This window comes from Streptomyces sp. NPDC012935, from assembly GCF_042900345.1.
GTDB lineage: Bacteria > Actinomycetota > Actinomycetes > Streptomycetales > Streptomycetaceae > Streptomyces.
Window position 1 is genome coordinate 41830 of sequence record NZ_JBIBBC010000011.1, and the last position, 25972, is coordinate 67801.

At 69.8% G+C, this 25972-nt stretch carries 24 protein-coding genes; 12 read left to right on the forward strand and 12 right to left on the reverse strand.

The features are described 5' to 3' along the window. Positions 1–2 precede the first annotated feature (2 nt). Complete coding sequence (locus tag ACFY5C_RS25225; protein WP_383240305.1) at positions 3–557, forward strand: arginine repressor; 555 nt, start codon at positions 3–5, stop codon at positions 555–557. An 86-nt stretch (positions 558–643) separates the two neighbouring features. Here the strand turns inward: ACFY5C_RS25225 and ACFY5C_RS25230 are convergent, their stop codons facing one another. The 9 genes from ACFY5C_RS25230 to ACFY5C_RS25270 all read right to left on the reverse strand — a co-directional run bounded on the left by ACFY5C_RS25230 (position 644) and on the right by ACFY5C_RS25270 (position 12425). Continuing rightward, complete coding sequence (locus tag ACFY5C_RS25230; RefSeq protein ID WP_389448056.1) at positions 644–1384, reverse strand: FAD:protein FMN transferase; 741 nt, start codon at positions 1382–1384, stop codon at positions 644–646. Positions 1385–1439: 55 nt separating this feature from the next. After that, a complete protein-coding gene (locus tag ACFY5C_RS25235; RefSeq protein WP_389447737.1) occupies positions 1440–2513 on the reverse strand; it encodes an FMN-binding protein in 1074 nt (357 codons plus the stop codon). Between the two features lie 36 nt (positions 2514–2549). Continuing rightward, a complete protein-coding gene (locus ACFY5C_RS25240) occupies positions 2550–3932 on the reverse strand; it encodes a ferredoxin reductase family protein (RefSeq protein ID WP_328882818.1) in 1383 nt (460 codons plus the stop codon). A 158-nt stretch (positions 3933–4090) separates the two neighbouring features. Next, positions 4091–4687, reverse strand: coding sequence for a hypothetical protein (locus ACFY5C_RS25245; RefSeq protein ID WP_389447739.1), 597 nt, complete (start codon positions 4685–4687; stop codon positions 4091–4093). Next, complete coding sequence (locus ACFY5C_RS25250; RefSeq protein ID WP_389447740.1) at positions 4684–5064, reverse strand: hypothetical protein; 381 nt, start codon at positions 5062–5064, stop codon at positions 4684–4686. The genes ACFY5C_RS25245 and ACFY5C_RS25250 overlap by 4 nt, the downstream gene beginning before the upstream one ends. Further along, positions 5057–9985, reverse strand: a complete 4929-nt coding sequence (locus tag ACFY5C_RS25255) for a caspase family protein (protein WP_389447741.1) — start codon at positions 9983–9985, stop codon at positions 5057–5059. The genes ACFY5C_RS25250 and ACFY5C_RS25255 overlap by 8 nt, the downstream gene beginning before the upstream one ends. Positions 9986–10073: 88 nt before the next feature. Further along, entirely contained in the window at positions 10074–10775 is a 702-nt protein-coding gene (locus ACFY5C_RS25260) for a L,D-transpeptidase (protein WP_389447743.1), read from the reverse strand. A 3-nt stretch (positions 10776–10778) separates the two neighbouring features. Next, positions 10779–11366, reverse strand: coding sequence for a pyridoxamine 5'-phosphate oxidase family protein (locus ACFY5C_RS25265; protein ID WP_389447745.1), 588 nt, complete (start codon positions 11364–11366; stop codon positions 10779–10781). Between the two features lie 117 nt (positions 11367–11483). After that, positions 11484–12425, reverse strand: a complete 942-nt coding sequence (locus ACFY5C_RS25270) for a hypothetical protein (protein ID WP_389447747.1) — start codon at positions 12423–12425, stop codon at positions 11484–11486. 274 nt (positions 12426–12699) lie between these two features. Between ACFY5C_RS25270 and argH the strand changes: the two genes are divergently transcribed. The 4 genes from argH (at position 12700) to ACFY5C_RS25290 (ending at position 17433) form a co-directional block, all read left to right on the forward strand. Beyond that, complete coding sequence (gene argH / locus ACFY5C_RS25275; protein WP_389447748.1) at positions 12700–14127, forward strand: argininosuccinate lyase; 1428 nt, start codon at positions 12700–12702, stop codon at positions 14125–14127. Positions 14128–14306: 179 nt separating this feature from the next. Then, entirely contained in the window at positions 14307–15278 is a 972-nt protein-coding gene (locus ACFY5C_RS25280) for an aldo/keto reductase (protein WP_389447750.1), read from the forward strand. Between the two features lie 80 nt (positions 15279–15358). After that, positions 15359–15910, forward strand: a complete 552-nt coding sequence (locus ACFY5C_RS25285) for a TetR/AcrR family transcriptional regulator (protein WP_389447752.1) — start codon at positions 15359–15361, stop codon at positions 15908–15910. Further along, positions 15907–17433 carry an MFS transporter gene (locus ACFY5C_RS25290; RefSeq protein ID WP_389447754.1) on the forward strand — a complete coding sequence of 509 codons (1527 nt, stop codon included), beginning with the start codon at positions 15907–15909 and terminating at the stop codon, positions 17431–17433. Before ACFY5C_RS25285 ends, ACFY5C_RS25290 begins: the two co-directional genes overlap by 4 nt. Positions 17434–17814: 381 nt before the next feature. Here ACFY5C_RS25290 and ACFY5C_RS25295 read toward each other — a convergent pair whose 3' ends face one another. Beyond that, positions 17815–18489: a 1-acyl-sn-glycerol-3-phosphate acyltransferase gene (locus ACFY5C_RS25295; RefSeq protein WP_274237642.1), complete on the reverse strand. Its 675-nt coding sequence runs from the start codon at positions 18487–18489 to the stop codon at positions 17815–17817. A 369-nt stretch (positions 18490–18858) separates the two neighbouring features. Between ACFY5C_RS25295 and ACFY5C_RS25300 the strand changes: the two genes are divergently transcribed. The 3 genes from ACFY5C_RS25300 to ACFY5C_RS25310 all read left to right on the forward strand — a co-directional run bounded on the left by ACFY5C_RS25300 (position 18859) and on the right by ACFY5C_RS25310 (position 21154). Next, the gene (locus tag ACFY5C_RS25300; protein ID WP_389447756.1) at positions 18859–20028 is read left to right on the forward strand and encodes a glycerophosphodiester phosphodiesterase; all 1170 of its coding nucleotides are present in this window, start codon (positions 18859–18861) and stop codon (positions 20026–20028) included. Between the two features lie 73 nt (positions 20029–20101). Next, positions 20102–20611, forward strand: a complete 510-nt coding sequence (locus ACFY5C_RS25305) for a sigma-70 family RNA polymerase sigma factor (RefSeq protein WP_389447758.1) — start codon at positions 20102–20104, stop codon at positions 20609–20611. A gap of 45 nt (positions 20612–20656) precedes the next feature. After that, on the forward strand, positions 20657–21154 hold the full coding sequence (locus ACFY5C_RS25310) for a GNAT family N-acetyltransferase (RefSeq protein WP_389447760.1): 498 nt from the start codon (positions 20657–20659) through the stop codon (positions 21152–21154). A 40-nt stretch (positions 21155–21194) separates the two neighbouring features. Here ACFY5C_RS25310 and ACFY5C_RS25315 read toward each other — a convergent pair whose 3' ends face one another. Together ACFY5C_RS25315 and ACFY5C_RS25320 are read right to left on the reverse strand one after the other, a co-directional pair. Beyond that, positions 21195–21644, reverse strand: coding sequence for a hypothetical protein (locus ACFY5C_RS25315; RefSeq protein WP_389447762.1), 450 nt, complete (start codon positions 21642–21644; stop codon positions 21195–21197). Further along, entirely contained in the window at positions 21625–21984 is a 360-nt protein-coding gene (locus ACFY5C_RS25320; protein WP_389447764.1) for a hypothetical protein, read from the reverse strand. Before ACFY5C_RS25320 ends, ACFY5C_RS25315 begins: the two co-directional genes overlap by 20 nt. Positions 21985–22129: 145 nt before the next feature. On the opposite strand from ACFY5C_RS25320, the gene ACFY5C_RS25325 reads away from it, so the two are divergent. From ACFY5C_RS25325 to ACFY5C_RS25340, 4 genes are all read left to right on the forward strand, one after another. Continuing rightward, positions 22130–22780: an HAD-IA family hydrolase gene (locus tag ACFY5C_RS25325; protein WP_389447766.1), complete on the forward strand. Its 651-nt coding sequence runs from the start codon at positions 22130–22132 to the stop codon at positions 22778–22780. Between the two features lie 380 nt (positions 22781–23160). Then, a complete protein-coding gene (locus ACFY5C_RS25330) occupies positions 23161–24210 on the forward strand; it encodes a methionine ABC transporter ATP-binding protein (protein ID WP_389447768.1) in 1050 nt (349 codons plus the stop codon). Then, complete coding sequence (locus ACFY5C_RS25335; RefSeq protein ID WP_389447770.1) at positions 24207–24932, forward strand: methionine ABC transporter permease; 726 nt, start codon at positions 24207–24209, stop codon at positions 24930–24932. Before ACFY5C_RS25330 ends, ACFY5C_RS25335 begins: the two co-directional genes overlap by 4 nt. Before the next feature lie 76 nt (positions 24933–25008). Next, positions 25009–25842, forward strand: a complete 834-nt coding sequence (locus ACFY5C_RS25340) for a MetQ/NlpA family ABC transporter substrate-binding protein (RefSeq protein WP_389447772.1) — start codon at positions 25009–25011, stop codon at positions 25840–25842. Positions 25843–25972: the final 130 nt, after the last annotated feature.

Sequence of the window (25972 nt, forward strand, 5' to 3'; positions counted from 1 at the left end):
CGATGAGTCAGGCGCAGGAGCACGGGCACAACGAGGCGAACGGGGCCGTCGGGCCTGCCGTGCCGCAGACCCGCACCGCACGCCACCGCCGGATCGTGGACATCCTCAACCGGCAGCCCGTGCGCTCGCAGAGTCAGCTGGCGAAGCTGCTGTCGGACGACGGGCTGAGCGTCACCCAGGCGACGCTCTCCCGGGATCTGGACGAGCTCAACGCGGTGAAGATCCGCAACAACGACGGTGACCTGATCTACGCGGTGCCGAGCGAGGGGGGTTTTCGCACTCCTCGGGCGCCGCTCGGGGAGTCGGCGAAGGAGGAGCGGATGCGGCGGTTGTCGCAGGAGCTGCTCATCTCCGCGGAGGCCTCGGCGAATCTCGTGGTCCTGCGCACCCCTCCGGGGGCCGCGCAGTTTCTGGCCTCGGCCATCGATCAGGCCGAGCTGCAGGACATCCTGGGGACGATCGCCGGTGACGATACGTTGCTGCTGATCAGCCGGAACCCTACGGGGGGTCAGGCCCTGGCCGATCATCTGCTGCGGTTGGCTCAGAACGGGCACTGATCGCCGTAGGGGCTGTGGTTGTGCCTCGGCGGCGCGTGGTACGTCGTTTGTCGCGCAGTTCCCGTCGCCCCTTGAGGGCGTTGCACTCAGCCCAGTCGGGATGCGAGGCCGTCTGTGCACCGGACCTCGTCGCCTGCCGTGATCAGGAGTGCCTCCACGTCCGGCAAGGACTCCAGCCAGCGCAGCCCCTGCCGCGAACCCATCGCGAAAGCCGCCGTAGCCCAGCAGTCCGCCCAGGTCAGGCTCGGTGCCACCACCGTCACCGCCACCAGGTCCGTCACGGCTGAGCGGCCCGTGCCGGGGTCGACGATGTGATCGCCCCGTTCTGCCGTGCCGGATGTGGCCACGGCAAGTTCGGACACGCCGGCGGCGGAGATGACTGCTGCCAGGCCCCCGGGGCGCAGAGGGTCGGAGACGCCCACCCGCCAGGGGCGCTGGGGGCCCGGCACGCCCAACAGCTGGACGTCGCCGCCGCCGTTGAGGCTGACGCCGGTCACGCCGGGGACGTCCGCGAGGCGGCGGGCCGCGCGTTCGGCGGACCAGCCCTTGACGATGCCGGTCGGGTCGAGGCGGCCCTCGTACCTCGTGCTGAACCAGCCCTCGCTGAGCCGCTCCGCCTCGGCGCCCAGCTCCAGCACCTCGGCGACCTCCGGATCGCACTCCTCGACGGTCAGCTCACCGCGCGCCAGCCGGGAGATCTGGCTGTCGTCGCGGTAGGTGCTGAACACCTCGTCGACCCGGTGCAGGCCGGCGACCGCCTCTCCCAGCGCCGCCTGCACGGCACCGGGGTCCCCGCCGCGGACGTCGAAGGAGAAGACCGTCCCCATGACCTCCTCCGCATGACGCACCGCGGCGGGAGCTTGTGTCGGTTCCACCACCGTGTCAGCCACCGGCCTGATCCAGTGCGGACTGGAGGGATTCCTTGTAGCCGTTGCTGGTGTAGGTGGCTCCGGAGACGGCGTCGATGTCGGCGGTGCCGGTGGCTACGGCGGCTTGGTTGAGTTTGGGTACGGCGTTGGCGGTGATCTGGTCGCTCTGGCCCCCCTTGGGTGCCTGGACGGCCTCGGCCTTGGTGATCTTTCCCCCGGCGACGGTGACACGGACCTGGACCGCGCCGTACTGGGTCTGGGAGACGCTGCCGGTGACCGTGCGGGCCTGAGCGGCGCCGCCGCCCGAACCCTCGGAGCCGGAGCCCTGCGACGAGCCGGAGCTCGCCTGCGCCTTGTCCAGTGCGGACTGGAGGGATTCCTTGTAGCCGTTGCTGGTGTAGGTGGCTCCGGAGACGGCGTCGATGTCGGCGGTGCCGGTGGCTACGGCGGCTTGGTTGAGTTTGGGTACGGCGTTCGCGGTGACCTGGTCGCTCTGGCCCCCCTTGGGTGCCTGGACGGCCTCGGCCTTGGTGATCTTTCCGCCGGCGACGGTGACACGGACCTGGACCGCGCCGTACTGGGTCTGGACGGCGTCGCCGGTGACGGTGGCGGCCTGCGCGGAGCCGCCCGAACCCTGGGAGCCGGCGCTCGCGTTCGCCTTGTCGATCGCCGACTGCACGGACTTCTTGTAGCCGTTGCTGGTGTACGTCGCCCCGGACACGGCGTCGACGTTCGCGCTCTGCGCCGTGACCACCGCCTGGTTCAGCTTGGGTACGGCGTTCGCGGTGATCTGGTCGCTCTGGCCGCCCTTGGGTGCCTGGACGGCCTCGGCCTTGGTGATCTTTCCGTTGGCCACGGTCAGCCGTACCTGCACGGCCCCGTACTGGGTCTGCGCCGCGTCACCGGTGACCGTGCCGGACGCCGCCTGGGCGCCGCCCTGGGCCGAGGCCGCCGGCGGTGCGCCGACGCCCGCCGCCTGCGCGGCGCCCGGGTCGGTCGCCGGCTTCAGCGACAGCAGCAGCACGATCCCGGACACGGTGGCGGCGCCTGCCAGCACAACGCGGCGGATCGGGTGACTCTTCCTCATCGCTCCTACAGCTCCTGAAGTTGGAAGTCCCGTCGCTCACATCTCGAACGACTCGTGATGGATGCGGCGGGCGGGCACACCCGCGCCGCGTAGTGCTTCGTAGACGGATTGCGCGAAGCCGGCCGGCCCGCACATGAACACGTCGTGCTTGTCGATGTCGGGCAGCTTCTGCTGCAACCGCTCCGCCGAGATGTCGGGCCGCTCCCCGTCCGGGCTGTTGACCGCGTACATCAGCCGGGCGCCGCGCTCGTCGGCGATCTTGGAGAGCTCGTCCCACAGCGCCAGGTCCTGGGTGCTGTTGGCCCGGTAGAGCAGGGTGATGTCGCCGGACGCGCCCGGCAGCGTCTCGAACAGGGCCCGCATCGGGGTGATGCCGACCCCGCCGGCGACCAGCAGCACCTTGCCGCGGCTGCGCCGCTGGGCGGTCAGCGCGCCGTACGGCCCCTCGGCCCACACCTTGGTGCCGGGCTTCAGGTCACGCAGCCGCGACGTGTGGTCGCCGATCGCCTTGACCGTGATCCGCAGCATGTCGGGGCGGGGCGCCGCCGACAGCGAGTACGGGTGGGAGCTGAACCGCATGCCCGGCGCCTTGAACCGCCACCGGAAGAACTGCCCGGCCTCCGCGCCGATGCGGTGCAGCTTGCGCCCGCCGATCAGCACGGACACGATGCCCGGCGTCTCCTCGATGACCGCCTCGACATACATCCGGTGCCGCAGGTTGAGGCGGATCGGCGTGAGGATCCGGTACCAGACCACCAGCGCGGTGACCACGCCGTACAGCCCGTACCAGAAGGTCTTCGCGGCGGGCTCGACGGCGAACTCGTTGCCGGTGGAGATCTGGTGCCAGAACGTCAGGTACACCGCCGCGTACGTCAGCAGGTGCACGTGGTACCAGGTGTCGTACGGGATGCGGCGGCGGATGCCCCCGATCGAGATGAACGCGATGAAGAACAGCAGCCCTGTGCCGATCGCCGCCTTGCCCATGTCCGGCAGCGTGTTGACCGAGTCGATCGTCTGCTGGACGACATCGCCGAGCGTCTTGCCGGCCTGGAGCGCGTAACCCCACATGATGAGGAAGACGTGCGCGATGACCAGGCAGATGGTGTACCGCCCGCTCATCGCATGCCAGCGCGCGACCCGGTCCGAGCCCACCCGTCGCTCCAGCGCGGGCACCCGGGCCATCTGGAGCACCACGAGCGCCATCAGGTAGCCGGCGAGCAGGCCGGTGATCCGGCCCGCGGCGATGATCTTGGCTGTGTTGTCCGCGAGGGACGGCGTGTTGTCCCACCACAGCCACAGCACCGCCGCCGCGCCCGCCCATAGGGCGATCACCAGCGGGACGGCCGGGGAGCGGCGCGGGCGGATGCGGCGCATCGTCTGGCGGCGAGCGGCACGGCCGCCTGCGAGCGTGGTGGTCACGGTTCCTCCGGGGACGGGAGCAAGGGGTGGGCGTGGTCCCTTGGCCCAGAGGTACGTGCCGTGACGCTCGAGTGTTCAGTCGGGCGCGGAGTCAGGAGCGAACGCATTGGCCGGCAGCAGCCACCCTGCCCGCCCAGGGTGCTCGCGTGGCCATCCGACTACTTACACGCGGGCACCGGAATCACTGACGTCACCGTGCGCGCGGGCAGCATCACCTGATTGTCGCCCTCCGTTTTGAGGGTCACCCCATCCGGTCCAGAGGCGATGAATTCGCCGCAGCGCTCGCCGCTCGTCGTCCTGATTATCACAAGATGGTCCGGCGAGGCCTGGGTGGTCGTCCATGCCACGACTACGGCGGCGGCGACCATGGTCACGCCCATCACACAGCACAACGCGGCATGGCGCAGCGACCTGTCGACCCTCGCGATCTCCCGTTGGGTCCATTCGCGCAGGGCCTGACCGGCCAGAAGAACCCGCTCGCCGGGGCTGCCGTGAGCGGCGCGTACGGCCAGCACTGAGCCCACAACGAGGAGCAGGAAGGCAAGACCGATCAGGGCGGTTGCGCCATGTCGGGCAGAGTCCGGGAGCTGGGACAGGTCGTCCCGTCCCTTGAGCGTGACGAGAGCCGCGAGGAGCGCGGTGAGGCCGGTGAGGCCTGTACGCCACCCCTCTGCCTGCCGCCTGAGCTCGGGGAGCTGGGTGAACTCCAGCTCGCGCGCGAGCTGGGCCCAGCGTCTGTCCGACTGCCTGCTCACGCCTGGTCCACCGTCGTCAGCGCCGCCACTCGCCAACTCGCCCCGCAGCCCACCCACGGAGCGTCCGCGGGCAGATCGGGATGGGGGTGGCCGCACTCGCAGAAGTGCACCTCCGCGAGGAGGACCGCGTCCTCGTCCTGAGGCGACGGCCGCCGCGCTTGCCGCAGCCGGTCCAGGACGCCCTTCGTGCCGGTGCCGGGGACCCCGTGCCGGTACTCCGTCGCGGTATCGCCGTGGCAGCGCGGACAGACGCCCTCGACCAGGACGCTCTGCCTGTCGGCGGCGGCGCGGCGCGCGAACACGGCGGTCGTCACCCCCAGGTACGTCTCCGCGTATCCCGCGCTGAAGTCATGGGAGCGGCACGGTGGTTCAGCCATCACTCTCGTCCTCGTCGACAACCAGTCCGAACATCGGGGCGTACAACCGCAGTCGGTCCAGGATCCATACCTCGCTCTCGTCCGTGGCGTCCGCCGCGAGTGCGATGTGCCGCCGCGTGACGCGTCCCGTGAGGGCGGGCAGCATGCCGTCGAGGTTCTGACTGAGCAGGGCCAGGTCTTGCCAGAACGGGATGACGTCAGGCACGAGCGGCAGGTCATCAGCGCCTGGGCACAGGGGGAGATAGGGGGAGATGCGCTGGACCGTGCGAGGCAGGGGCTCGCCCAGGCGGCCGGCGATGCTGACCACGTCCAGTGCCTCGTACGGGGCTTCCGGTGGCGTGAGCCGGTGTTCATCGTCGAGGGCGACCAGGTCGTACGGGTCCGGCACGCAATGTCTCAGCGTGTCCAGCGCCTCGGTGGTGAGCTCGGGCAAGGGGGCGCCGAGGGGGCGCAAGGCCCACAGGCGTTCGTAAGCGGTTGCCGCGTCGACGGCGAGCTGACGGGCGTACGAGGCCAGCCGCAGCGGTGTGAGACGGCGCCACTGTCCGGCTTTGAGGCTCCCGCGACCGTCGTCGGGATGCCGGATGAGGGCTCTGGTCAGACCGTCGGACGGCCGGAAATCGGCGAGGTCGTCCGGGAGCGGAGGCACCGTGAGTCCAAAGCGCTCGGCATGTTTCGTGGCCACGGCCCACACATCGCGGAGCGATTCATTGAGCCGTCCCGCGGAATCGAGGAGCATGGCCGAAGTGATGTCTGCCGCCGGGTAGTCCTCCTCGTCCATGGACGCTTCCTTGCCTGACAGGATGTAGCGGTCGCGCAGGCTCAGGTCGTCCCATTCCACGATGATCGCAACGTGATCAGGGACCGTGACGCCGGCTTCTCTCAGGTCGTCGACCGCCCTCTCGAGGCTGAACTCCTCCGACCAGCCCTTGTACGCCAGAGCCAGGTCCGCCAGATCAACTCCGTGTTCGAGATGCCCACCCCATTCCACGAGGTTGCGCACCAGGTGCGCCGCATCGGGGGACGGGACGAAGCGACCGACCGCGCAGTCGTCGGTATAGCGCCGCTGGTACGTCAGCCCCAGACGATCGGCAACCGTGGCGAGTTGCTGTTCGGCCGCCTTCAGCCCGACCTCCAGTGTGTCCGCGTAGTCCAGGGTCGCTGCCCAGCGAAGCGTTCGGCTGTCGTCAGGGCCCTGCGACGTGAACAGCGAGACCACGTCGTGAAGCTCATCGGTGAGGTCAGTCCAGGCAGCGACTTCATCAGGTGAGGGTGGGGTCCACCCGAGCCAGGAGAATTCGGCCAGACGGCGCAGGAGTTCTGTCGGATCCTTTCCGGTCTTCCGGTGAATCTCGTCCAGGTACGCCGGCTCATCGGCGAGGAGCCAATGGACGGAGGCGCCGCGCGCGATGCGGGAGGAATCACGAAGAAACATGCTGTCCACGTCTTCCTGCGTGCAGACGCGATTCTCGTGATGTGGTGGTATCTCCGGTGGGCGGGCGGGGAGCAACGGGGCTAGCAGGTGCAGGCGCCTGACCAGCGTGCCCAGCGGCAGGGCGTGTTGCACGGACGCGAGGATCAGGCCGCCCCAGTGTCGGGAGCCGTCACCGTCAACCACCATCGCCGCGCCGACATTGCCCAGACTCTCCGCCAAGGACCTGTCCAGATCATCCGGCACTTGTTCGACCACGGGTCCGGACGTGGGAAGTGGTCCGAAGATCCAATGCACGATACGCAGGCGCCTCCGTCTGCGCTGCACATCCGCCGGCGTCAAGTCCTGCTCTGCCGCATATGCGACAACTTCGGTCCAAGGGCGTGGATTCCTGCGCAGGAGCTCCGCGTCGCCGGGCATCGGTACCGCGTGCCCGGCCAGGTCCAGCGGAGGAGCCGTACTGGCGCCCAGGACCCTGTCCAGGACAGCGGCGCGCCACGGGGCGTATCTGACCTGGTCACCTGAGAGGAAGCTGGTTTCCAGCAATCCACGATCAAGGTGGAACCAGCCCACGGTGTCGAGTGACATGGATTCGTCGTCCCACCCCCGCGCCGACACCCCCTTGCCCCGCCATACCTCGGCGAGTACACGGGCGGCGGATCGGCTCACGTCGTCCAGACGGCCCAGCCAAGACAGTGACAGGTTCGGCCAGCTCCGAAGTTTCTGCGCGCCCCGGCGCCACAGGTCGGCCACCCACTCCGCATCGAAGTCCTGGAGCTCCTTACGATTGACGCTCAGACTTCCGGCATGGGGGCCGGTCAGGTTCACCACGTAGCCGAAGGGATCCTGGTCCGTCATCACGCCGTCGCACAGGACCGCACCCCGCCCGGTGACCCACCACAGCGCTCCCGGCACGGCCTCGAGCGACTCGACCGCGTCGGCGCCGGGCAAGGGCTGTAGAACCCCGGCGTCCCACACATGTCCAAGCCCGGTGTGCTCGCGCGCCTCCAGGGCGAACTCGCTCACTCTGACCAGGTTCCGCAGCACGGAGACACAGGAGAGGGCCGCCAGGCTGTCGCGGAGGTACAGCCTCACCCGCGTGCCGCCCTCCGCGAGGCCGTCGTCGGATCCGTCGTGACGCTGGATGCGCAAGAGGCTCCCACTGCTGGGAATGTCGACGCGCAGAGCGTGTTCCGCCGGAATGCCGTCGGGACTGACCTGACGGGTCACGACCGTCATCTCTTCGGCGAGCATGAAGTAGCTGAACACACCGATGCCGAATCGGCTGTTGGGGTACAGACGTAGCGCAGGGTCGTGGCGCAGCCACCGGGACTGCTCCTTGCGGAACGACTTCGACCGCTCGAAACGGCTGCCGGCGCGGGTGAAGGTCTGCTTGAGCTGCTCCCGGCTCATACCCACGCCGTTGTCCCGGCATTCCACGTACAGGCCGCGCTCGTCGCGCCCCTGGGTGAACACGATCCGGCCTGACCAGTCGGCCGGTCGAGCGCAGCTGCTGCTCAGGTAGGCCCAGCGCATGGCCCGGTATCGGCACGCGTCCATGGCGTTCTGGTACATCTCTCGCAGTGCCAGCTCGGGCTCGCCGCCGTAGAGCTGCTCACCCATGAGGAGTTCGCGCACCTCGGTCTGTGCCAGGTGAAAGCGGAGGAGTGGAACCTCATATGCGTCCTGGTTGCCTACACGTTGCGGGCGAAGATCGCGGTCGGTGACGCGCAGGGGAAGTGCCCCCAGTAGCTCGGCCTCCGACTCCCGTAGATCGTGAGCCAGTTCCAGGGTCCGAGCGACGAGTTCGTCCGCCTCCCCCGCGACTTCCGCGAGGACGGCGTGTACCGCCTGGTGCGGCGACGGTGCGTCGAGGTGCAGGGCATCGCCGTCTCGGTGCCAGCTCAACCCGTGGGCGAGTGCGACGACTTGCTGGGGCAGCACCGGGTCCGTGACGGCCAAGTGCTCGGCCACCACAACCGGAAGCCTGCGGACGTCCAGGGCCAGCATCGCGGCGAGCTGGAGCAGTGCCACCAAAGGGCGTAGACGCAACGACTGGTGGCCTCCGGGGAGCAGTACCTTGCGGGGTCGGCTCCAGGTTTCGTCGACCTGTTCGTCCAGGCCCATCCCCGACGCGGCCGCCCGCAGCATTTCTGAGAGTTCGTGAACTCTGCCGTCCGTCACGCCCAGTCCGGTGGCCAGCGCCTCGCTCGGACGGATCGGAACGGCCTCGTCGTCCGTCTCGCAGCGGTCCGCGATCCAGCGATGGACGAGCCACATGGCGACCGCGGCCATGTCCTCCGTACGGCCGCGACTTCGGCAGTCGGACACCTTGCGCGCGATGCGGTGGTGCTGTTCGGCGATCTGCTCGTAGTGGCGGCGGTGGGCCTGCGGGTCCGGACGTCGTTCCGGGGAGTACGGATCGATCTCCGAGGCATGGCTCAGGCGTTCGGCCCAGGCGACCTCCCGCAGCAGAGGGGCTGCGATGAGGGTGACGGCCTCGAGGGCCGAGAGCGAGGCGTCCTTGGGAAGCAGCAGCGGCAGGCGGTCGCACAGCACTCTGACGGGGAAGGTGTCGTCAGCCCAGGGATCGGCGTGGGGTAAGCGCTGGTGGGCGAGATGAACGGTGCGCGCGCACTGCTCCACGAACGCGCGCAGCGCCTCCTTGAAGGCAGGCACGTGAGCTATGTCCCCAGCGGCGACATACCCCCACAGGGGTGTGTCCTCGACGGCTTCCTGCCAGGCCTCCAGCAGGGGGCGCCCGCCGCAGATCTCCATTTCCCTGGTCCTGGCCTCGCCATGGGTGCCGTACCGCACCCGGGGTGTCTGGGTGAGCCCGTGCCTGAGTGCCGCCTCCCTGGTTCTGCCGCATGCCGCGGCGAACACTTCCTCGACGGTGCGGGCGGGGGTCATCGGCCCAAGGGCGTGTGCCAGTCCGCGGGTGAAGAAGCTGCCTTCCCCCGTGTATCCGCTGCGTTCGCCGGCTGAGCATCCGGTCAGCACGGCGAAGCCGCTGTTCGGCGGGCCGCTGTCGACACCGTTTCCGAACGGCCCTCCGCTGCTCGGAAGGTTCGAGCGGCATGCGTCGATCAACCACAGCACGGTGTCGGCAGCGCAGTCCTTGAGCAGCGGACTGATGTTGGCCGGGAGGAGCGAGTCCAGGTACGGCTCCTGCCAGTTCCCGTCTGCCGGGGGAACGGTGTCGGCCGGGACGAGGTAGTCGGTGCGGCCGACGCGCAGGCCGTGGCCGGTGAAGTAGAGCAGGAGGACTCCGCCCTCCGGAATGTCCCGGGCCACTTCGTAGATCATCGATCGCATCTGGCTCAGACCTGCGTTGTGCAGCGTCCGTACCTCGTACCCTGACGCATCCAGCGCCGAGCTGAGAAGCCGGAGATCCGCGGTGACGGCCTCGTCAAGTGGCTCCAGCTGTTCTGCGGCCGCGGGCACCTGTCCGACTCCGACCAGCAGGGCCTTGCGAGCCTGCTCCATGTTCCCCGTTCCCCTCCCACCAGCAGGAGAACATGATGGCATCGCCCCGCTGCCGGCGGCGGCGAAACGGCTTGCCCTGTCGCAGCCCTCAGTACCGAGTGATGGAAGTCGCCCCGCGCTCGGTCCCGATCGCGATGTGCGGCCTCCGTCCCGGGTCGGCCCACTTGAGGATCCGCTTCATCGCCGCCTCGGACACCGACACACAACCGGCCGTCGCCGTACGCCCCCTCACATGGAGGAAGATTCCGGCGCCGCGGCCCTTCACGGGGCGCTCGTAGTTGAAGGCGATGACGAGCGCGTGGGCGTACAGCGCGCCGTAGGAGACCAGGTGCTCGGACTCGGCGGCACGGCAGTCGCGGGCCAGCGGCTCGCTCCAGCGGTTGTAGGCGCGGGAGTCGGTGTCCTGGCACCACCAGGAGCCCTGGTGCACACGCCGGTACTTGTACGCCGTGCCGCGCGGCGCCGCCTTGATGCCGAAGGCGTACGGCAGCCCGTACAGCCCGGTCGGTGTCGTGTTCGTGCCCTGCTTGCGCCGGGTCCCCTCGACAAGCCCCTTCGCCCCGAAACGGGCCGAGGCCGAACCGGCCTTCACCCACTTTCCGCCCACCCGGTCCCACCAGGTGACCGTGCCCGACGTCGAGCCCTTCCCCGGCGCGACGGCGGTGATCAGCTGGGTGCCGCCCCCGGTGTCGGCCATGCGTGCGGGCAGCGGCTCGGGCGTTCCGGCGCCGGGTGCGGCACCGAGCACGAGGAGGGACGCGGACGCGAGGGCTACGACACCGGGGCGCATGGCTCAGACGCTAGAGGGCGGGAGCGGCAGCGGCAGCCCGGGTAGGCCATCCAGGCTGGTCGCGATGTACTCCTTCCTGCTGAAGTACGCGCTCAGCGAGTCGTCGTCCTCGCGCGCGAACCGCTTGCCGTGCAGGTCGCGGTCCTCGTCGTACGTCATCAGGGGCACCGCGTACCCGCAGGAGTCGCGGATGACGTCGGCCCGGACCACGATGATCGCGCGCAGCCCGTGCAGGGACGGGTCGATGTCGGGGAAGCGCCCGAGCAGCTCCTTGAACCGCGGGTCGTCGCGGAAGACGGCCTCACCGCGGCCGTGGACGCGGACGATGTTCGGCGGGCCCTGGAAGGCGCACCACATCAGGGTGATCCGGCCGTTCTCCCGCAGATGCGCCACGGTCTCGGCGTTGGAGCCGGCGAAGTCGAGGTAGGCGACGGTCAGTTCGTCGAGGATCGCGAAGGAACCCTTGAGGCCCTTGGGGGAGAGGTTGACCGTGCCATCGCCGGACAGGGGAGCGGTCGCGGTGAAGAAGAGGGGCTGCTCCTCGATGAAGGTCCGCAGCCTGCCGTCTATGCGTTCGTAAGTTTTTCCCACGTCAACCGAGTATGGACGCGGATCGTTCGCCTGTCTAAGGAATTGCGTGGTCCTCTTGGAGTCACCACGGCCGCCCCGGCCGGCGTGCCAACGGGGCGGCCATGGCTGCCTGTCACGTCACTGGGTGAGCGTGCAGGCGGCGAATGCCTCCAGTCCTTCCGGCTTTGCGGCGGCGCGGCCGATGGAGGTTTCGATGCGGTTGAGGGCGGCGACGCGCTTGTCCTCCAGGGGGCCGAGGATGGCGTTCTGGACGAAGTTGGGGCCGCCCTGGCCGACGGTGTCGGCGAGGCGCTGGTTGGCTTCCTGGATCTGGGTCTGGAGCTGGGCGAGGTTGCGGTCGACCTCGGCCTGCGCGGACGCGGGGACCGCGGGGAGCTCACCGGTCACGTCCGGGCAGCTGATCGTGCCGACACCGGCGTTCCCCGCCTCGCCCGCGGCGTCACCGGCCTCCTCGCCCGCAGCACCGCCGGCCTCCTCCGTGGCGGCACCGCCCGGGGTGGCCCCGGCCTCCCCGCCGGCGCCGGCCTCCGCGCCCGCCCCGGCCTCCGCGCCCGCGTCCGCCTCCGCACCGGCGTCGGCCTCCTCGCCCCCGCCCGCACCGCCTTCGGCGTTGAGCGTGCAGGCGGCGAACGCCTCCAGTCCTTCCGGCTTTGCGGCGGCGCGGCCGATGGAGGTTTCGATGCGGTTGAGGGCGGCGACGCGCTTGTCCTCGAGGGGGCCGAGGATGGCGTTCTGGACGAAGTTGGGGCCGCCCTGGCCGACGGTGTCGGCGAGGCGCTGGTTGGCTTCCTGGATCTGGGTCTGGAGCTGGGCGAGGTTGCGGTCGACCTCGGCCTGCGCGGACGCGGGGACCGCGGGCAGCTCGCCGGTCACGTCCGGGCACGAGATGGTGCCGGGGCCGGCCAGTGTCCGGGCGTTCGTGCCGGCGCTCGTCGAGGACGATGTCGTCTCCCCGGCCAGGGCGAAACCGGCGATCACCGTGCCGGACAGCGCCACCGCGGCGGCGCCGCCGACGAACGTGACGCGACGCTTGTTGTACTTCGGAAGAGCCCTGGACATACGGATGCCTCACTCGGGTTCGGGAGTGTCTTCTTCGCGGACTTCTTTACAAACGCGGCGCCTGCGTTCGGCGAGAGGTACGGGTAAGCGGTTTCCCGCGTTCAAAGGGAGACCGAAATTCCCGCTCACGCCGACCGAGATTGACGAATCATGCAGAGCTCTGCATACTCATGCAACAGCCTGTCGTCGAGCAGTACCGCTCAGCGTCCGTCGCGGGCATAGCCTGACGTCGACCCGGCGCAACGCCGACCGACCCTTCCTAGGAGCAACGCAAGTGAGCAGCAACAGCGGTGACGTCCGGCTCTGGGGCGGCCGTTTCGCCGACGGTCCCGCCGAGGCGCTGGCCAAGCTGTCCGCATCCGTCCACTTCGACTGGCGGCTGGCGCCGTACGACATCGCCGGTTCGCGTGCCCACGCGCGCGTGCTGCACAAGGCGGGGCTGCTCACGCAGGACGAGCTGACCCGGATGACCGCCGGGCTGGACCAGCTCGAGGCGGACGTCGCCGACGGCTCCTTCGTGGGCACGATCGCCGACGAGGACGTCCACACCGCCCTGGAGCGCGGCCTGCTGGAGCGCCTCGGTCCGGACCTCGGCGGCAAGCTGCGCGCGGGCCGGTCGAGGAACGACCAGGTGGCGACGCTGTTCCGGATGTACCTGCGCGACCACGCCCGCATCGTCGGCGGCCTGATCGCCGATCTCCAGGACGCCCTGATCGGCCTCGCCGAGGCCCACGCGGACGTGGCGATGCCCGGCCGCACCCACCTCCAGCACGCTCAGCCGGTGCTCTTCGCCCACCATGTGCTGGCCCACGTCCAGTCCCTGTCCCGGGATGCCGAACGGCTGCGCCAGTGGGACGAGCGGACGGCGGTCTCGCCGTACGGCTCGGGCGCCCTCGCGGGCTCGTCCCTCGGCCTGGACCCGGAGGCCGTGGCGAAGGACCTCGGCTTCGAGCACGGGTCCGCCGCCAACTCGATCGACGGCACGGCCTCCCGTGACTTCGTCGCCGAGTTCGCCTTCATCACCGCGATGATCGGCGTGAACCTGTCCCGGATCGCCGAGGAGATCATCATCTGGAACACGAAGGAGTTCTCCTTCGTGACCCTGCACGACGCGTTCTCCACGGGCTCGTCGATCATGCCCCAGAAGAAGAACCCGGACATCGCGGAGCTGGCGCGCGGCAAGAGCGGCCGCCTGATCGGCAACCTGACGGGTCTGCTGGCCACGCTCAAGGCCCTGCCCCTCGCCTACAACCGCGACCTCCAGGAGGACAAGGAGCCCGTCTTCGACTCCTGCGACCAGCTGGAGGTCCTGCTCCCCGCCTTCACCGGCATGATGGCCACCCTCACCGTCAACCGCGAGCGCATGGAGGAACTGGCCCCGGCCGGCTTCTCCCTCGCCACCGACATCGCCGAGTGGCTGGTCAAGCAGGGCGTTCCCTTCCGCGTCGCCCACGAGGTCGCGGGCGAGTGCGTCAAGGTCGCGGAGGCCGAGGGCAAGGAACTGGCCGACCTGACGGACGACCAGTTCGCGAAGATCTCCGCCCACCTCACACCGGAGGTGCGCTCGGTGCTGAACGTGCCGGGTGCTCTGGCTTCCAGGAACGGCCGTGGGGGTACCGCCCCGAGCGCGGTGGCGATCCAGCTGGCCGAGGTGAAGCAGGACGTGGCGGCCCAGCACGAGTGGGCGACGGCCAAGCGGTAGAGGAACCCCCCTGAAGGTGCGCGGGGCCGTATCGATGTGCGGCTCAGCCGCGCGGGCACGCCAAGCCACGACGAGGGCCGCACCACCCGAGCTCCTGGGCGCCCCGTTCAGCAAGCGCAGCGCCATCGCGGGTTACGTTGTTCGGGAGCCGTACCGGACCCGACCGAACGGAGCCCGCGATGCCCTTCGCCCGACTGGCCACAGCAACAACCCCCACCTGCCACATCGGACTGGGCCTCGCCGCCGTCGGCCGCCCCGGCTACATCAACCTCGGCCGGGACGAGGACCTCGGAGAGGACCGGAGCGCCGAAGCGCTTCGCACCCGCACCCACGAACTCCTCGACGCCGCCTACGCCCAGGGCGTCCGCTACTTCGACGCGGCCCGCTCCTACGGCCGTTCCGAGGAGTTCCTGGCCGACTGGCTGAAGGCCCGTCCCGCATTCGACGACATCGTCGTGGGCAGCAAATGGGGCTACACGTACACCGCCGACTGGACCACCGACGCCGAGAAGCACGAGGTCAAGGACCACAGCCTTCAGGCGTACGAACGTCAGCGCGCCGAGACCGACGCCCTGCTCGGCGACCGGCTCGACCTCTACCAGATCCACTCGGTGACCCCGGACAGCCCCGCTCTCACCGACAAGGACCTGCACGCCAGGCTTGCCGAAGCGGCCGCCCAGGGCCTCACCGTCGGCTTCTCCACCAGCGGCCCCGCCCAGGCCGAGGCGATCCGCGCCGCCCTCGCCGTGACGGTCGACGGCGAGCCTCTCTTCCGTACCGTCCAGTCGACGTACAACGCCCTGGAGACCTCGGCCGAGCCCGCACTCGCCGAGGCCCACGACGCCGGGCTCACGGTGATCGTCAAGGAGGGCATGGCCAACGGGCGGCTCGCGGACCCGTATGCGCCCGACGCGCTCAAGGCCGTGGCAGAGGAGACGTCCCTCGGGTGTGACGCCGTCGCTCTCGCGCTGATCCTGCGCCGGCCCTGGGCCGGCGTGGTCCTCTCCGGTGCCGCGACGGCCGTACAGCTCGCGTCCAACCTGCACGCCGCCGTCGTCGATCTCGACGAGGGGCAGCTGGAGAAGCTGGCCGCGCTGGCGGAGGAGCCGGGCGCGTACTGGGAGCGGCGCGGGCAGCTGCCCTGGCACTGAGACCCCCTGCCCACAGGCGCCCATGAGCTTCGCATGCCTTGAATGAGACAATGATGTCTCACATGGGCTATGGTTGTCTCATGGCCGTCGATCGTGACCACGTACTGCGCAGTGCCGCCGCACTGCTGACCCGCAAATCCACCGCGACCATGGACGAGGTCGCCAAGGCCGCCGGGATCAGCCGCGCCACACTGCACCGGCAGTTCGCCGGGCGGGACGCGCTCGTCCGGGCACTGGAGTCACTCGGCATCGCGGAGTGCGAGGCCGCGGTGGACGCGGCGCGGCTGGACGAGGGGCCGGCGGGTGACGCCGTACGGCGTCTCGTGCGCGGCATCGAGCCCGCCGCCGGACTTCTGGCCTTCCTCTACACCGAGAACCAGCTGTTCGAGGGCGAGGAGGTGAACGAGGGCTGGTCGCGGATAGACGGCCGTATCGCCGCGCTGTTCCGGCGCGGACAGGACAACGGCGAGTTCCGGATCGACCTCACGCCCACCTGGCTCACCGAGGCTCTGTTCGGACTGCTCGCCTCCGGCGCCTGGGTCGTACAGAGCGGCAAGGTCGCGGCCAACGACTTCCACCACATGATCGTCGAGCTGTTGCTCGGCGGCGCGCTCAGAAGAGAGGAATCATGACCAGCACCCTGCAGTCGGCGACCGCGACCGAGGCGGTGACCAAGCGCCCGGGCCGTTGGCTCGCGCTGTCCGTCCTCGTCCTCGCCGTGCTGCTGGTGGCCGTGGACGCGACCGTCCTCGGCCTCGCGACCCCCTACATCAGCGAGGACCTGAAGCCCTCCGGCACCCAGCTGCTGTGGATAGGCGACGTCTACTCCTTCGTCATCGCAGGTCTGCTGGTGTCGATGGGCAGCCTCGGCGACCGAATAGGCCGCAAGCGGATCCTGCTCGTCGGCGCCACGGCGTTCGGTGCGGTGTCCGTGCTCAACGCCTATGCGACGACCCCGGAGATGATGATCGTCGCCCGGGCCCTGCTCGGTGTCGCCGGCGCCACCCTGATGCCCGCCACGCTCGCCCTGATCCGCAACCTCTTCCACGACCCGCGCGAGCGCAGCCTCGCCATCGGCATCTGGGGCGCGACCGCCTCCGCCGGTACGGCCGTCGGCCCGATCGTCGGTGGCTTCCTGCTCGAACACTTCTGGTGGGGCTCGGTCTTCCTGATCAACCTGCCCGTGATGGCGGTCCTCGTCGTCGTCGGCATCAAGCTGCTGCCCGAGTCGCGCAACCCGAACCCCGGCCCCTGGGACATGATCAGCGTCGTCCTGTCCCTCGTCGGCATGATCGGTGTCGTCTACGCCGTCAAGGAGGCGGCCGCGGTCGGCTTCACCTGGGTCATGCTCGCCGCGGGCCTGCTGGGCGCGGCCGGGCTGTACGGCTTCGTGCGCCGCCAGCTCACGCTGCCGGCCCCGCTGCTGGACATGCGGCTGTTCCGTCACCGCGGCTTCAGCGGCGCGGTGCTGGCCGACCTGCTGACCATCCTCGGCCTGTCCGGCCTGGTGTTCTTCCTCTCCCAGTTCCTGCAACTCGTGCAGGGCAGGGGCCCGTTCGAGGCGGGCCTCGCCGAGCTGCCCGCCGCGATCGGCGCGGTCGTCGCCGGCCTCATCGCCGGTCGCGTGGCCCGCCGCTACTCGGTACGGGCCGTCGTCTCCGGCGGCCTCGCGGCCATCGGCCTCGCCCTGGCCGCGCTCACGGTCATCGACCGCTCGACCGGCTACCCCCTGCTGGGCGCCGCCCTGCTGGTGGTCGGCATCGGCGCGGGCTTCTCCTTCACGGTCACCTCGGACGTGATCCTCTCCAGCGTCCCCAAGGAGCAGGCTGGCGCGGCGTCGGCGGTGTCGGAGACGGCGTACGAGTTGGGTGCCGCTCTGGGTATCGCGGTGCTGGGTTCGATCGTGACGGGCGTCTACCGGGACTTCACGGGCCCGGCGGGCACTCCGACGGAAGCGCACGAGTCACTGGGCGGTGCGGTGGAGGCGGCGGCGGGGATGCCGGCGCAGACGTCCGAGGTGATGCTGGACGCCGCCCGGAGTTCCTTCGTCGACGGTCTCACCCTCGCGGCGGGAGCCGGAGCGGCCGTGCTGCTCGCCGCGGCGGTGGCAGCGTGGTCCCTCCTGCGCGGCCAACGGCTGGACAACGCCGCCTGATGCCTTGAGCGACCCACTTCCCCGCGCCCTGAAGGACGCGGGGAAGTGCCTGATCTACGGCTCCGCCACGCGGGTCGCGCGACCAGCCACATCGGACCCGCAGTCGAAGTCAGTCCGCGGCCTGCTCAAGCTGCGGGCCGTTGAGCCGCGGGAGTGTCGGCGTCGACGTCCGTTGAGGGGCGCGGGGAACTGCGCGACCAGCCACATTGGACCCGCGGTGGAAGTCAGTCCGCGGCCTGCTCAAGCTGCGGGCCGTCGAGCAGCGGAAGCGCCGGCGCCGACGTCCGTTGAGGGGCGCGGGGAACTGCGCGACCAGCCACATCGGACCCGCACCCGAGAACACCCCGCAGCCCCGACCTCCCGCCCGCCAAACCAGCGGAGCTACGCCGCTTCCTTCGCCTTGCTCGCGTACATGTCCACGTACTCCTGCCCGGACAGCCGCATGACCTCGGCCATCACGGAGTCGGTCACGGCACGCAGCACGTACCGGTCCCGGTCCATCCCCTCGTACCGCGAGAACTCCATCGCCTCGCCGAAGCGGACCGTGACCTTGCGCGGCCGGGGCATTCCCGCCCCACCCGGCTGGATCTTGTCCGTGCCGATCATCGCGAAGGGAACGACCGGCGCCCCGGTCATCAGCGTCAGGCGTGCGATGCCGGTGCGCCCCCGGTACAGGCGCCCGTCGGGAGAGCGCGTGCCCTCGGGGTAGATCCCGAAGACCTTGCCCTCCTCCAGGATGCGACGTCCGGTCATCAGCGCGGCCACGCCGCCGCGCCCGCCATCACGGTCGACGGGGATCATGCCGACGCCGGTGAAGAACCAGGCCATCAGCCGGCCCTTGAGACCCTTGCCGGTGACGTACTCGTCCTTGCCGATGAACAGGACCTGACGGTCGCAGACCAGCGGCAGGATCATCGAGTCGATGAACGTCAGGTGATTGCCGGCCAGGATGACCGGACCGTCGCCCGGGATGTGCTCCGCGCCCTCCACCTGTGGGCGGAACATCAGGCGCATGATCGGTCCGAGCACTGCCTTGATGAGCGCGAAGCGGGACAACGGGCCCTCCGGTGTCAAGGATTCGGTATAAGTCTGTGCAGGTGAGGACGATACTCGCGGTTCCCCGGGTCCCGCACATCGGGTGGGCCGACTTCACGTACGCCTTACGCACTGTTGACGCACGTTTACCTGCGGTGGCGCACCGAGAACAGCACGTAACGCGTTCGCCATGATGTGACGGACATCGCCCCGAGGGCCTAGTGGACGCGTTCCCCGGACGGCCGTAGGCATTCCGACGGGTCGTCACCTCACCGTTCCGGTACGACATTCAGCATCACCCGCGAGTTCCGCCGCAGGTCTCCCATCCGTCATGGACACGCACCTACGATCGGCCCGCACTGAAATGGGCGGACGGTCAGGAGGGCCCTCATGGGAACCCAGGAGAACGAGCAGACGGGCGTCACCGGACGGCGGATGCTTCTCGGCGCGGCTGTGCTCGGCGCGGGCGGAGCGGTCCTCGGGCTGTCCGGTACGGCGAGAGCGGCCGAGGCCCGGCACGGCGGCTCGGGCGGCGGCCTGAAGAGCCTGCCCAAGCCGACGGTCATCGGCCACCGCGGTGCCAGCGGCTACCGGCCCGAGCACACCCTCGGCTCGTACCAGCTGGCCCTCGACATGGGCGCCGACATCATCGAGGCCGGCGACCTGGTGCCCACCAAGGACGGCCACCTCGTCTGCCGGCACGAGCCGGAGATCGGCGGCACGACCGACGTCGCGGCCCATCCCGAGTTCGCCGACCGCAAGAAGACCAAGTCCCTCGACGGTGTCGCCACCACCGGCTGGTTCACCGAGGACTTCACGCTGGCCGAGCTGAAGACCCTGCGCGCCACCGAGCGCATCCCGGCCAACCGCCCGCACAACACCCTCTACAACGGCCGCTGGGAGATCCCCACCTTCGAAGAGGTCCTGCGCTGGCAGGACGAGCAGAGCCGTAAGCGCGGCAAGCAGGTCTGGATCTACCCCGAGCTCAAGCACCCCACCTACTTCCGCAAGCAGGGCCTCGCCCTGGAGGAGCGGGTCGCCAAGGTGCTCCACAAGCACGGCAAGGACCGGCGGAACTCACCCGTCATCCTGCAGTCCTTCGAGCCGACCAGCATCCAGCGGCTGAACAAGCTCGTCGACAACCCGCTGGTCGTCCTGCTCTCCGGCGCGACGACCCGCCCCTGGGACTTCGTCGAGACCGGTGACCCGCGCACGGTCGCCGACCTGATCAAGCCGGCCGGCCTCAGGGAGATCGCCTCCTACGCCCAGGGCATCGGCCCCACCCTGGACCTGGTCATCCCGAAGGATGCGAACGGCAACCTCACCCAGCCCACCACGCTGGTCGCCGACGCGCACAAGGTCGGGCTGATCCTGCACCCCTACACGATGCGCAACGAGAACCCCTTCCTGCCGACGAGCTTCCGCAAGGGCACCGACGCGGACGCCTACGGTGACGTCTTCGGCGCCTACCGGACGTACTTCGCCACCGGCATCGACGGCGTCTTCACCGACAACCCCGACACGGGCCTGCTGGCCCGCGAGGACTTCGTCAACGGCTGAGACCCACGCCCCGGTTGGGGTGACTGTCGGCCGCCCGGGCAACCAGAGCCCGGGCGGCCGCGTCGTGCTGCATATGACGGACGACCTGGTTGCCGCCCTGCGCCCGCTGCTTCGCGCGGAGGCCTTTGCCGAGGCGCCTGCCTCCGGAGCGGAGCCGGGCGACCTGGAACAGGCGGTCTGGCTCCGCCTCCTGGAACGCCTCGACTCCGACGGCCCGCCCGTGGACCCCCCGGGCTGGCTGCGCAGGGCGGTCCGCGCCGAGGCCCGCCGAAGCCGCCGTACGACACGCCATGAGCGGCCCTACGAGCAGGAACCCGCCGCCGACACCGACCGCCACGACCCCGAGCGCCTCGCCCTCGCGGCCGCCCGCCACCGCGCCCTGCGCGACGCGGTGCGCCGCCTCCCCGGTCGCTGCCCCAGCCTCGTCGAGGCCCTGCTCTCTCCGAACGACCTGACATACCGGGAAATCGCGGGGGAGTTGGGTATCTCACAGGGCAGTCTCGGCCCGGAACGTTCCAGATGCCTGGGATGTCTGCGTCGAATGCTCACGCCGGAGGTTGCGGCCCGCGGAGCGCGGGGATAGGAGTGAGGGACGACAGGCGATCAGGTGAGCGGGAGGCGTGCGCACATGGGCATGAGCGTGACCATCTCGGCGGCGACCGAGCAGGACGCGGAGCAGATCTTCAGGCTGCAGTACCTGTGCTTCCAGAGCGAGGCGGCGCTGTACGGCAACTACCGCATCGACCCGCTCGTCCAGACACTGGACTCGGTCCGTGCGGAGGTCGCCGCGGACTGCGTCTTCGTGGCACGTCTCGGCGAGGAGGTGGTCGGCTCCGTCCGCGGCAGCGTCACCGAGGACGGCGCGGCGGCCATCGGCAAGCTCTGCGTCCACCCCCGCCTCCAGGGCCACGGCATCGGCGCCCGCCTTCTGCGCGCGGCGGAAGCCGCCCTGACCGAACAGCGCGGCGCCAAGAGGTTCCGCCTGGAGGCCGGCCACCGCAGTGAGGGCAACCTGCGCCTGTACCGCAAGGTGGGCTACGAGACGGTGGGCACCTCGAAGGGCGCCGACGGCGTTCCGATGGTCGTCCTGGAGAAGCCGGCCGGGACATACGCGACAACAGCGTGACCGCAACGCCCTGAAGGGGAGCTGTGGCCGCCTGACAACCTCAGGCGGCATCCCCGTGAGGCGCACGCCTGCGCAACCAGTACAGCGCGGACAGCGGCAAGAGCACGGGGATGAACAGGTACCCCATGCCGAAGTCCGACCACACGGTCGCATCGGGGAACGCCGACGGCTCGACGAGGGTCCACGTGCCCACGACCAGCACGCCCAACAGTTCGGCCGCGCAGCACACCTGCGCCGCCTTGCGGGCCGTCTCGCCGCCCCGCACCAGCGAGTACGTGATGAATCCGTAGACGAGCCCCGCCACCGCCGACAGCGAATACGCAAGCGGCGCCCGGTCGAACTCCGTCGCGATCTGGTACGCCGATCGCGACACGGCGCCGACGACCATCACGCCGTACAGCCACACCAGGACGATCCCGGGCCCGCTGATCAGCCGTGCCCTGCCGGGCTTCTCCTGCGTCACGGCCACCTCAGCCTCCCCAGATGTCATAGAGCCGCACCTCGAGCACGGCCAGCACCACGCCGCCCGCGGCTACGGTGACCGAACCCCACTTGCTCCGCTCGGCCAGCGACATGAACCCGGCGGCCGGAATGCACGCGAAGGACCCCAGCAGATAGGCCACGAAGATCGTCGTGCCCTGCTCCGGCTTCTCGCCCCGCGCCAGCAGCACGATCCCGATCACCAGCTGCACCAGGGCCAGCGCCGTCACCACGGCCATGCCGATGAAGTGCCAGTCCTTCGTCGGCTGATCACGGTACGCCGCCCAACCGCACCACGCGGCGAGCAGCAGCGCGGCGACCCCGGTCACCAGCGTCAGGGCATCAAACATGTGGCGAGCCTATTACGGGCCAAAAGGCCTGATGCGCCCGGCCCCGGCAGTCGGTCTCGTCCCCGTCGCGTACCTGCTCGGCAACTCCCCGTCGGCCACGAAGGCCGTGACCGGCAAGCTCCGGCGGCCCCGTAGGGTCTGGACCATGACGATCCACGCACGCGCTCTCCTGTTCGACAACGACGGCACCCTGGTCTCCTCCCTCGATTCCGTGGACCGCTGCTGGACCAGGTGGGCCGGTGAGTACGGGATCACGGCCGAGGAGTTCGGGCGGATCGAGCTGCACGGCCGGCCTGCCGTGGAGATAGCCGCCGACCTGCTGCCCGCGGACGTCGTGCCGGAGGCCCTCGCGCGGATCGAGGCGCTGGAGGTGGAGGACGTGCCCAACGGCGGCGTGCACCTGCTGCCCGGCACCAAGGACTTCCTCGACTCGCTGCCCGCCGACCGCTGGGCCGTCGTCACCTCCGCGACCCGGCGCCTCGCCGAGGCCCGCCTCGACGCCGTCGGCATCCTCCCCAAGACGCTGATCGCCGCAGACGACATCACGCGCGGCAAGCCCGACCCCGAGCCCTACCTCCTCGCCGCCCGGCAGCTGGGCGTCGACCCCGCGCACTGCGTCGTCTTCGAGGACGCCCCCGCCGGCCTGGCGGCCGGTCGCGCCGCCGGAATGACCACCGTGGCGTTCACCACAACCCACCAGGCCCACGAGCTCGACGCCGACTACGTGGTGAAGGACCTGTCGGCCCTCTCCGCCCTGGTCACCGACACCGGAGTCGAGATCTCCGTACGCGGCTGAGAGCTGTCCGCCGCTGTCCAGCATGCGGACAGCGGCGGTCGGTAAGGACCGTACGTCTGGTTTACTGATCGCATGACCACGACGAGCTGCCGCACCCTTGCGACCGAGGCGACCCTTGCGCCCGGTGCTCGTTGTATGTGTCGAATGTGCGCCTTCTAGAGGGCCCCTGCACCATCTGAGCCTCGCGCCCCGAAGCGAGAGCCCGCTCATGTCCGCCCGTACGCCCCGCGTACGTGACTGAGCCGCGCCCCACGCACACGTCTGCCCCCGGTTCCACCGCGTTCGCGGGAAACCGTGCTGCGTTCCGGCCGCCTTCGACCACGAATGCCCCGTGTTCGGTGCCCACGACGCGCCGTGCACTCGACAGTGACGGAAACCCAGTGATCACCACCTCGGGCCTGACCAAGGTCTATCGCTCGCGCGGCCGTGAGGTCACCGCCCTCGACGGCGTCGACCTGCACGTCCGCGAAGGCGAGGTCTACGGCGTCATCGGCCAGTCCGGCGCCGGCAAGTCCTCCCTCATCCGCTGCATCAACCTGCTGGAGCGCCCCACCGCCGGCACGGTCTCCGTCGCCGGTCAGGACCTCACGGCCCTGGCGGGACGCGGGCCCCGGGCCGGCCGGGAGCTGCGCCGGGCGCGCAGCCGTATCGGCATGGTGTTCCAGCACTTCAACCTGCTGTCCTCGCGGACGGTCCAGGACAACGTCGAGCTGCCGCTCGAGATCCTCGGCACGTCCGGCAAGGACCGCTCCCGCAAGGCACTCGAACTGCTCGACCTGGTGGGTCTCGCGGACAAGGCCAAGGCCTACCCCGCCCAGCTCTCCGGCGGCCAGAAGCAGCGCGTCGGCATTGCCCGCGCCCTGGCCGGCGACCCCAAGGTGCTCCTCTCCGACGAGGCCACCAGCGCCCTCGACCCGGAGACCACCCGCTCCATCCTCCAGCTGCTGCGCGACCTGAACCGGCAGCTGGGCCTGACCGTCCTGCTCATCACCCACGAGATGGACGTCGTGAAGTCGATCTGCGACTCGGCCGCGCTCATGGAGAACGGCCGCGTCGTGGAGTCCGGCACGGTCAGCGAGCTGCTCGCGACCCCCGGCTCCGAACTGGCCTCCGCGCTCTTCCCGGTGGGCGGCGAGGCCTCCGCCGACGACCGCACCGTCGTCGACGTGACCTTCCAGGGCGAGGCCGCCACCCAGCCGGTCATCTCGCAGCTCTCGCGCACCTACAACATCGACATCTCGATCCTCGGCGCCGCCATCGACACCGTCGGCGGTCTCCAGGTCGGCCGGATGCGCATCGAACTTCCCGGCCGCTACGAGGACAACGTCGTGCCGATCGGCTTCCTGCGCGAACAGGGCCTGCAGATCGACGTCGTCGGCCAAGACGCTCTCGAGCCCGTCTCCGCGCTGGTGAAGGAAGGTGCCAAGTGACCTGGTCCGAGATGCAGCCCCTGCTGGAGCAGGCGTGTTGGGACACCCTCTACATGGTCGGCTGGTCCACCCTCATCGCGGTCGTCGGCGGCCTCCCGCTCGGCATCCTGCTCGTCCTCACCGACAAGGGCGGTCTGCTGCAGAACGTCGTCGCCAACAAGGTCATCGGGCAGATCGTGAACGTCGCCCGCTCGATGCCGTTCATCATCCTGATGGTCGCGCTGATGGGCTTCACGCGCTCGATCACCGGCACGACCATCGGCCGCGAGGCCGCCATCGTGCCGCTCGCGATCGGCGCGATCCCCTTCTTCGCCCGCCTCGTTGAGACGGCTGTCCGCGAAGTGGACGGCGGACTCGTCGAGGCCGTGCAGTCGATGGGCGGCAACACCTGGACCGTCGTCCGCAAGGTCCTCGTACCCGAGTCCCTGCCCTCGCTGATCGCCAGCACCACGACCACGATCGTCGCCCTCATCGGCTACTCGGCCATGGCCGGCACGGTCGGCGCCGGCGGTCTCGGCGACATCGCCATCCGCTACGGCTACCAGCGCTTCGAGACCGAACTGATGTGGCTGACCGTCGCGGTCCTCGCCGTCGTCATCTCCCTCATCCAGTTCGCCGGCGACTACACGGCCCGCTCCCTGCACCGCCGAGCCGGACGCTCGGGCCCGGGACCGAAGCTGCGCCTGCTGAAGGCGTCCACGGCGACGACCAAGACCGTCTGAGCCGACCCGGACGCAACCCCAGAACTCCCCGAACACCCATGTCGGGGTCGCACCACCCCTAGGAAAGGCACTTTTCGTGCGTAACACCGCCAAGATCACCACTGCTGTCCTCGCCGCCGGAGCCCTCACCCTCGGGCTCTCCGCCTGCGGCTCGGACAAGGACTCCGGCTCCGACGCGAGCGCCCCGCTGAAGGTCGCCGCGACGCCGACCCCGCAGGGCGAGATCCTCACCTACATCAAGGACAACCTCGCGAAGAAGGCGGGCCTCGAGCTCGAGGTCCGGGAGTTCACCGACTACGTGACGCCGAACACGGCCGTCCAGCAGGGTGAGGTCGACGCCAACTACTTCCAGCACCAGCCGTACCTGGACGACTTCAACAAGAAGAACGGCACCGACATCGCCGCCGTGCCGAACGCCACCGTGCACCTGGAGCCGCTCGGCGTGTACTCCCAGGGCGTCAAGAAGCTCACGGACCTCAAGAAGGGCGCCACGGTCGCCCTGCCGAACGACACCACCAACGAGGCCCGCGCGCTCAAGCTCCTGGAAGCCAACGGCGTCATCAAGCTGAAGGCCGGCGTCGGCTACGACGCGACCCCCAAGGACGTCGCCTCCAACCCCAGGAACCTGAACTTCAAGGAGCTCGAGGCGGCCCAGCTGCCGCGCTCCCTCGGCGACGTCGACGCCGCCGTCATCAACGGCAACTACGCGCTGGAGGCCGACCTCAGCCCGGCCGAGGACGCGATCGCCGCCGAGTCGCCCAAGGACAACCCGTACGGAAACTTCCTCGCGGTGAAGAAGGGCAACGAGGACGACCCGCGTGTGCAGAAGCTCGCGAAGCTGCTCACCTCGCCCGAGGTGAAGAAGTTCATCGAGAACAAGTACGAAGGCGCTGTCGTCGCCGCCTTCTGACGGGGCGTATACGGCGTATCGCCACGCACGGGGTCCACTCCATCACCTGGGGTGGACCCCGTGGTGCAGTTCAGTGCTTTCATGCTGCATGCTGGGCAGTTCAGCAGGCCCTGAAGGTTTCCGAAGGTTA

Excerpts from the sequence above, each read along its gene's own strand:
- ACFY5C_RS25320 (WP_389447764.1), bottom strand. The coding sequence starts at position 21,984 with ATGTTTGATGCCCTGACGCTGGTGACCGGGGTCGCCGCGCTGCTGCTC.
- ACFY5C_RS25310 (WP_389447760.1), top strand. The coding sequence starts at position 20,657 with ATGGGCATGAGCGTGACCATCTCGGCGGCGACCGAGCAGGACGCGGAG.
- ACFY5C_RS25315 (WP_389447762.1), bottom strand. The coding sequence starts at position 21,644 with ATGACATCTGGGGAGGCTGAGGTGGCCGTGACGCAGGAGAAGCCCGGC.
- ACFY5C_RS25325 (WP_389447766.1), top strand. The coding sequence starts at position 22,130 with ATGACGATCCACGCACGCGCTCTCCTGTTCGACAACGACGGCACCCTG.
- ACFY5C_RS25250 (WP_389447740.1), bottom strand. The coding sequence starts at position 5,064 with ATGGCTGAACCACCGTGCCGCTCCCATGACTTCAGCGCGGGATACGCG.
- ACFY5C_RS25290 (WP_389447754.1), top strand. The coding sequence starts at position 15,907 with ATGACCAGCACCCTGCAGTCGGCGACCGCGACCGAGGCGGTGACCAAG.
- ACFY5C_RS25305 (WP_389447758.1), top strand. The coding sequence starts at position 20,102 with ATGACGGACGACCTGGTTGCCGCCCTGCGCCCGCTGCTTCGCGCGGAG.
- ACFY5C_RS25255 (WP_389447741.1), bottom strand. The coding sequence starts at position 9,985 with ATGGAGCAGGCTCGCAAGGCCCTGCTGGTCGGAGTCGGACAGGTGCCC.
- ACFY5C_RS25300 (WP_389447756.1), top strand. The coding sequence starts at position 18,859 with ATGGGAACCCAGGAGAACGAGCAGACGGGCGTCACCGGACGGCGGATG.
- ACFY5C_RS25285 (WP_389447752.1), top strand. The coding sequence starts at position 15,359 with ATGGCCGTCGATCGTGACCACGTACTGCGCAGTGCCGCCGCACTGCTG.
- ACFY5C_RS25280 (WP_389447750.1), top strand. The coding sequence starts at position 14,307 with ATGCCCTTCGCCCGACTGGCCACAGCAACAACCCCCACCTGCCACATC.
- ACFY5C_RS25235 (WP_389447737.1), bottom strand. The coding sequence starts at position 2,513 with ATGAGGAAGAGTCACCCGATCCGCCGCGTTGTGCTGGCAGGCGCCGCC.
- ACFY5C_RS25230 (WP_389448056.1), bottom strand. The coding sequence starts at position 1,384 with ATGGGGACGGTCTTCTCCTTCGACGTCCGCGGCGGGGACCCCGGTGCC.
- ACFY5C_RS25225 (WP_383240305.1), top strand. The coding sequence starts at position 3 with ATGAGTCAGGCGCAGGAGCACGGGCACAACGAGGCGAACGGGGCCGTC.
- ACFY5C_RS25260 (WP_389447743.1), bottom strand. The coding sequence starts at position 10,775 with ATGCGCCCCGGTGTCGTAGCCCTCGCGTCCGCGTCCCTCCTCGTGCTC.
- ACFY5C_RS25270 (WP_389447747.1), bottom strand. The coding sequence starts at position 12,425 with ATGTCCAGGGCTCTTCCGAAGTACAACAAGCGTCGCGTCACGTTCGTC.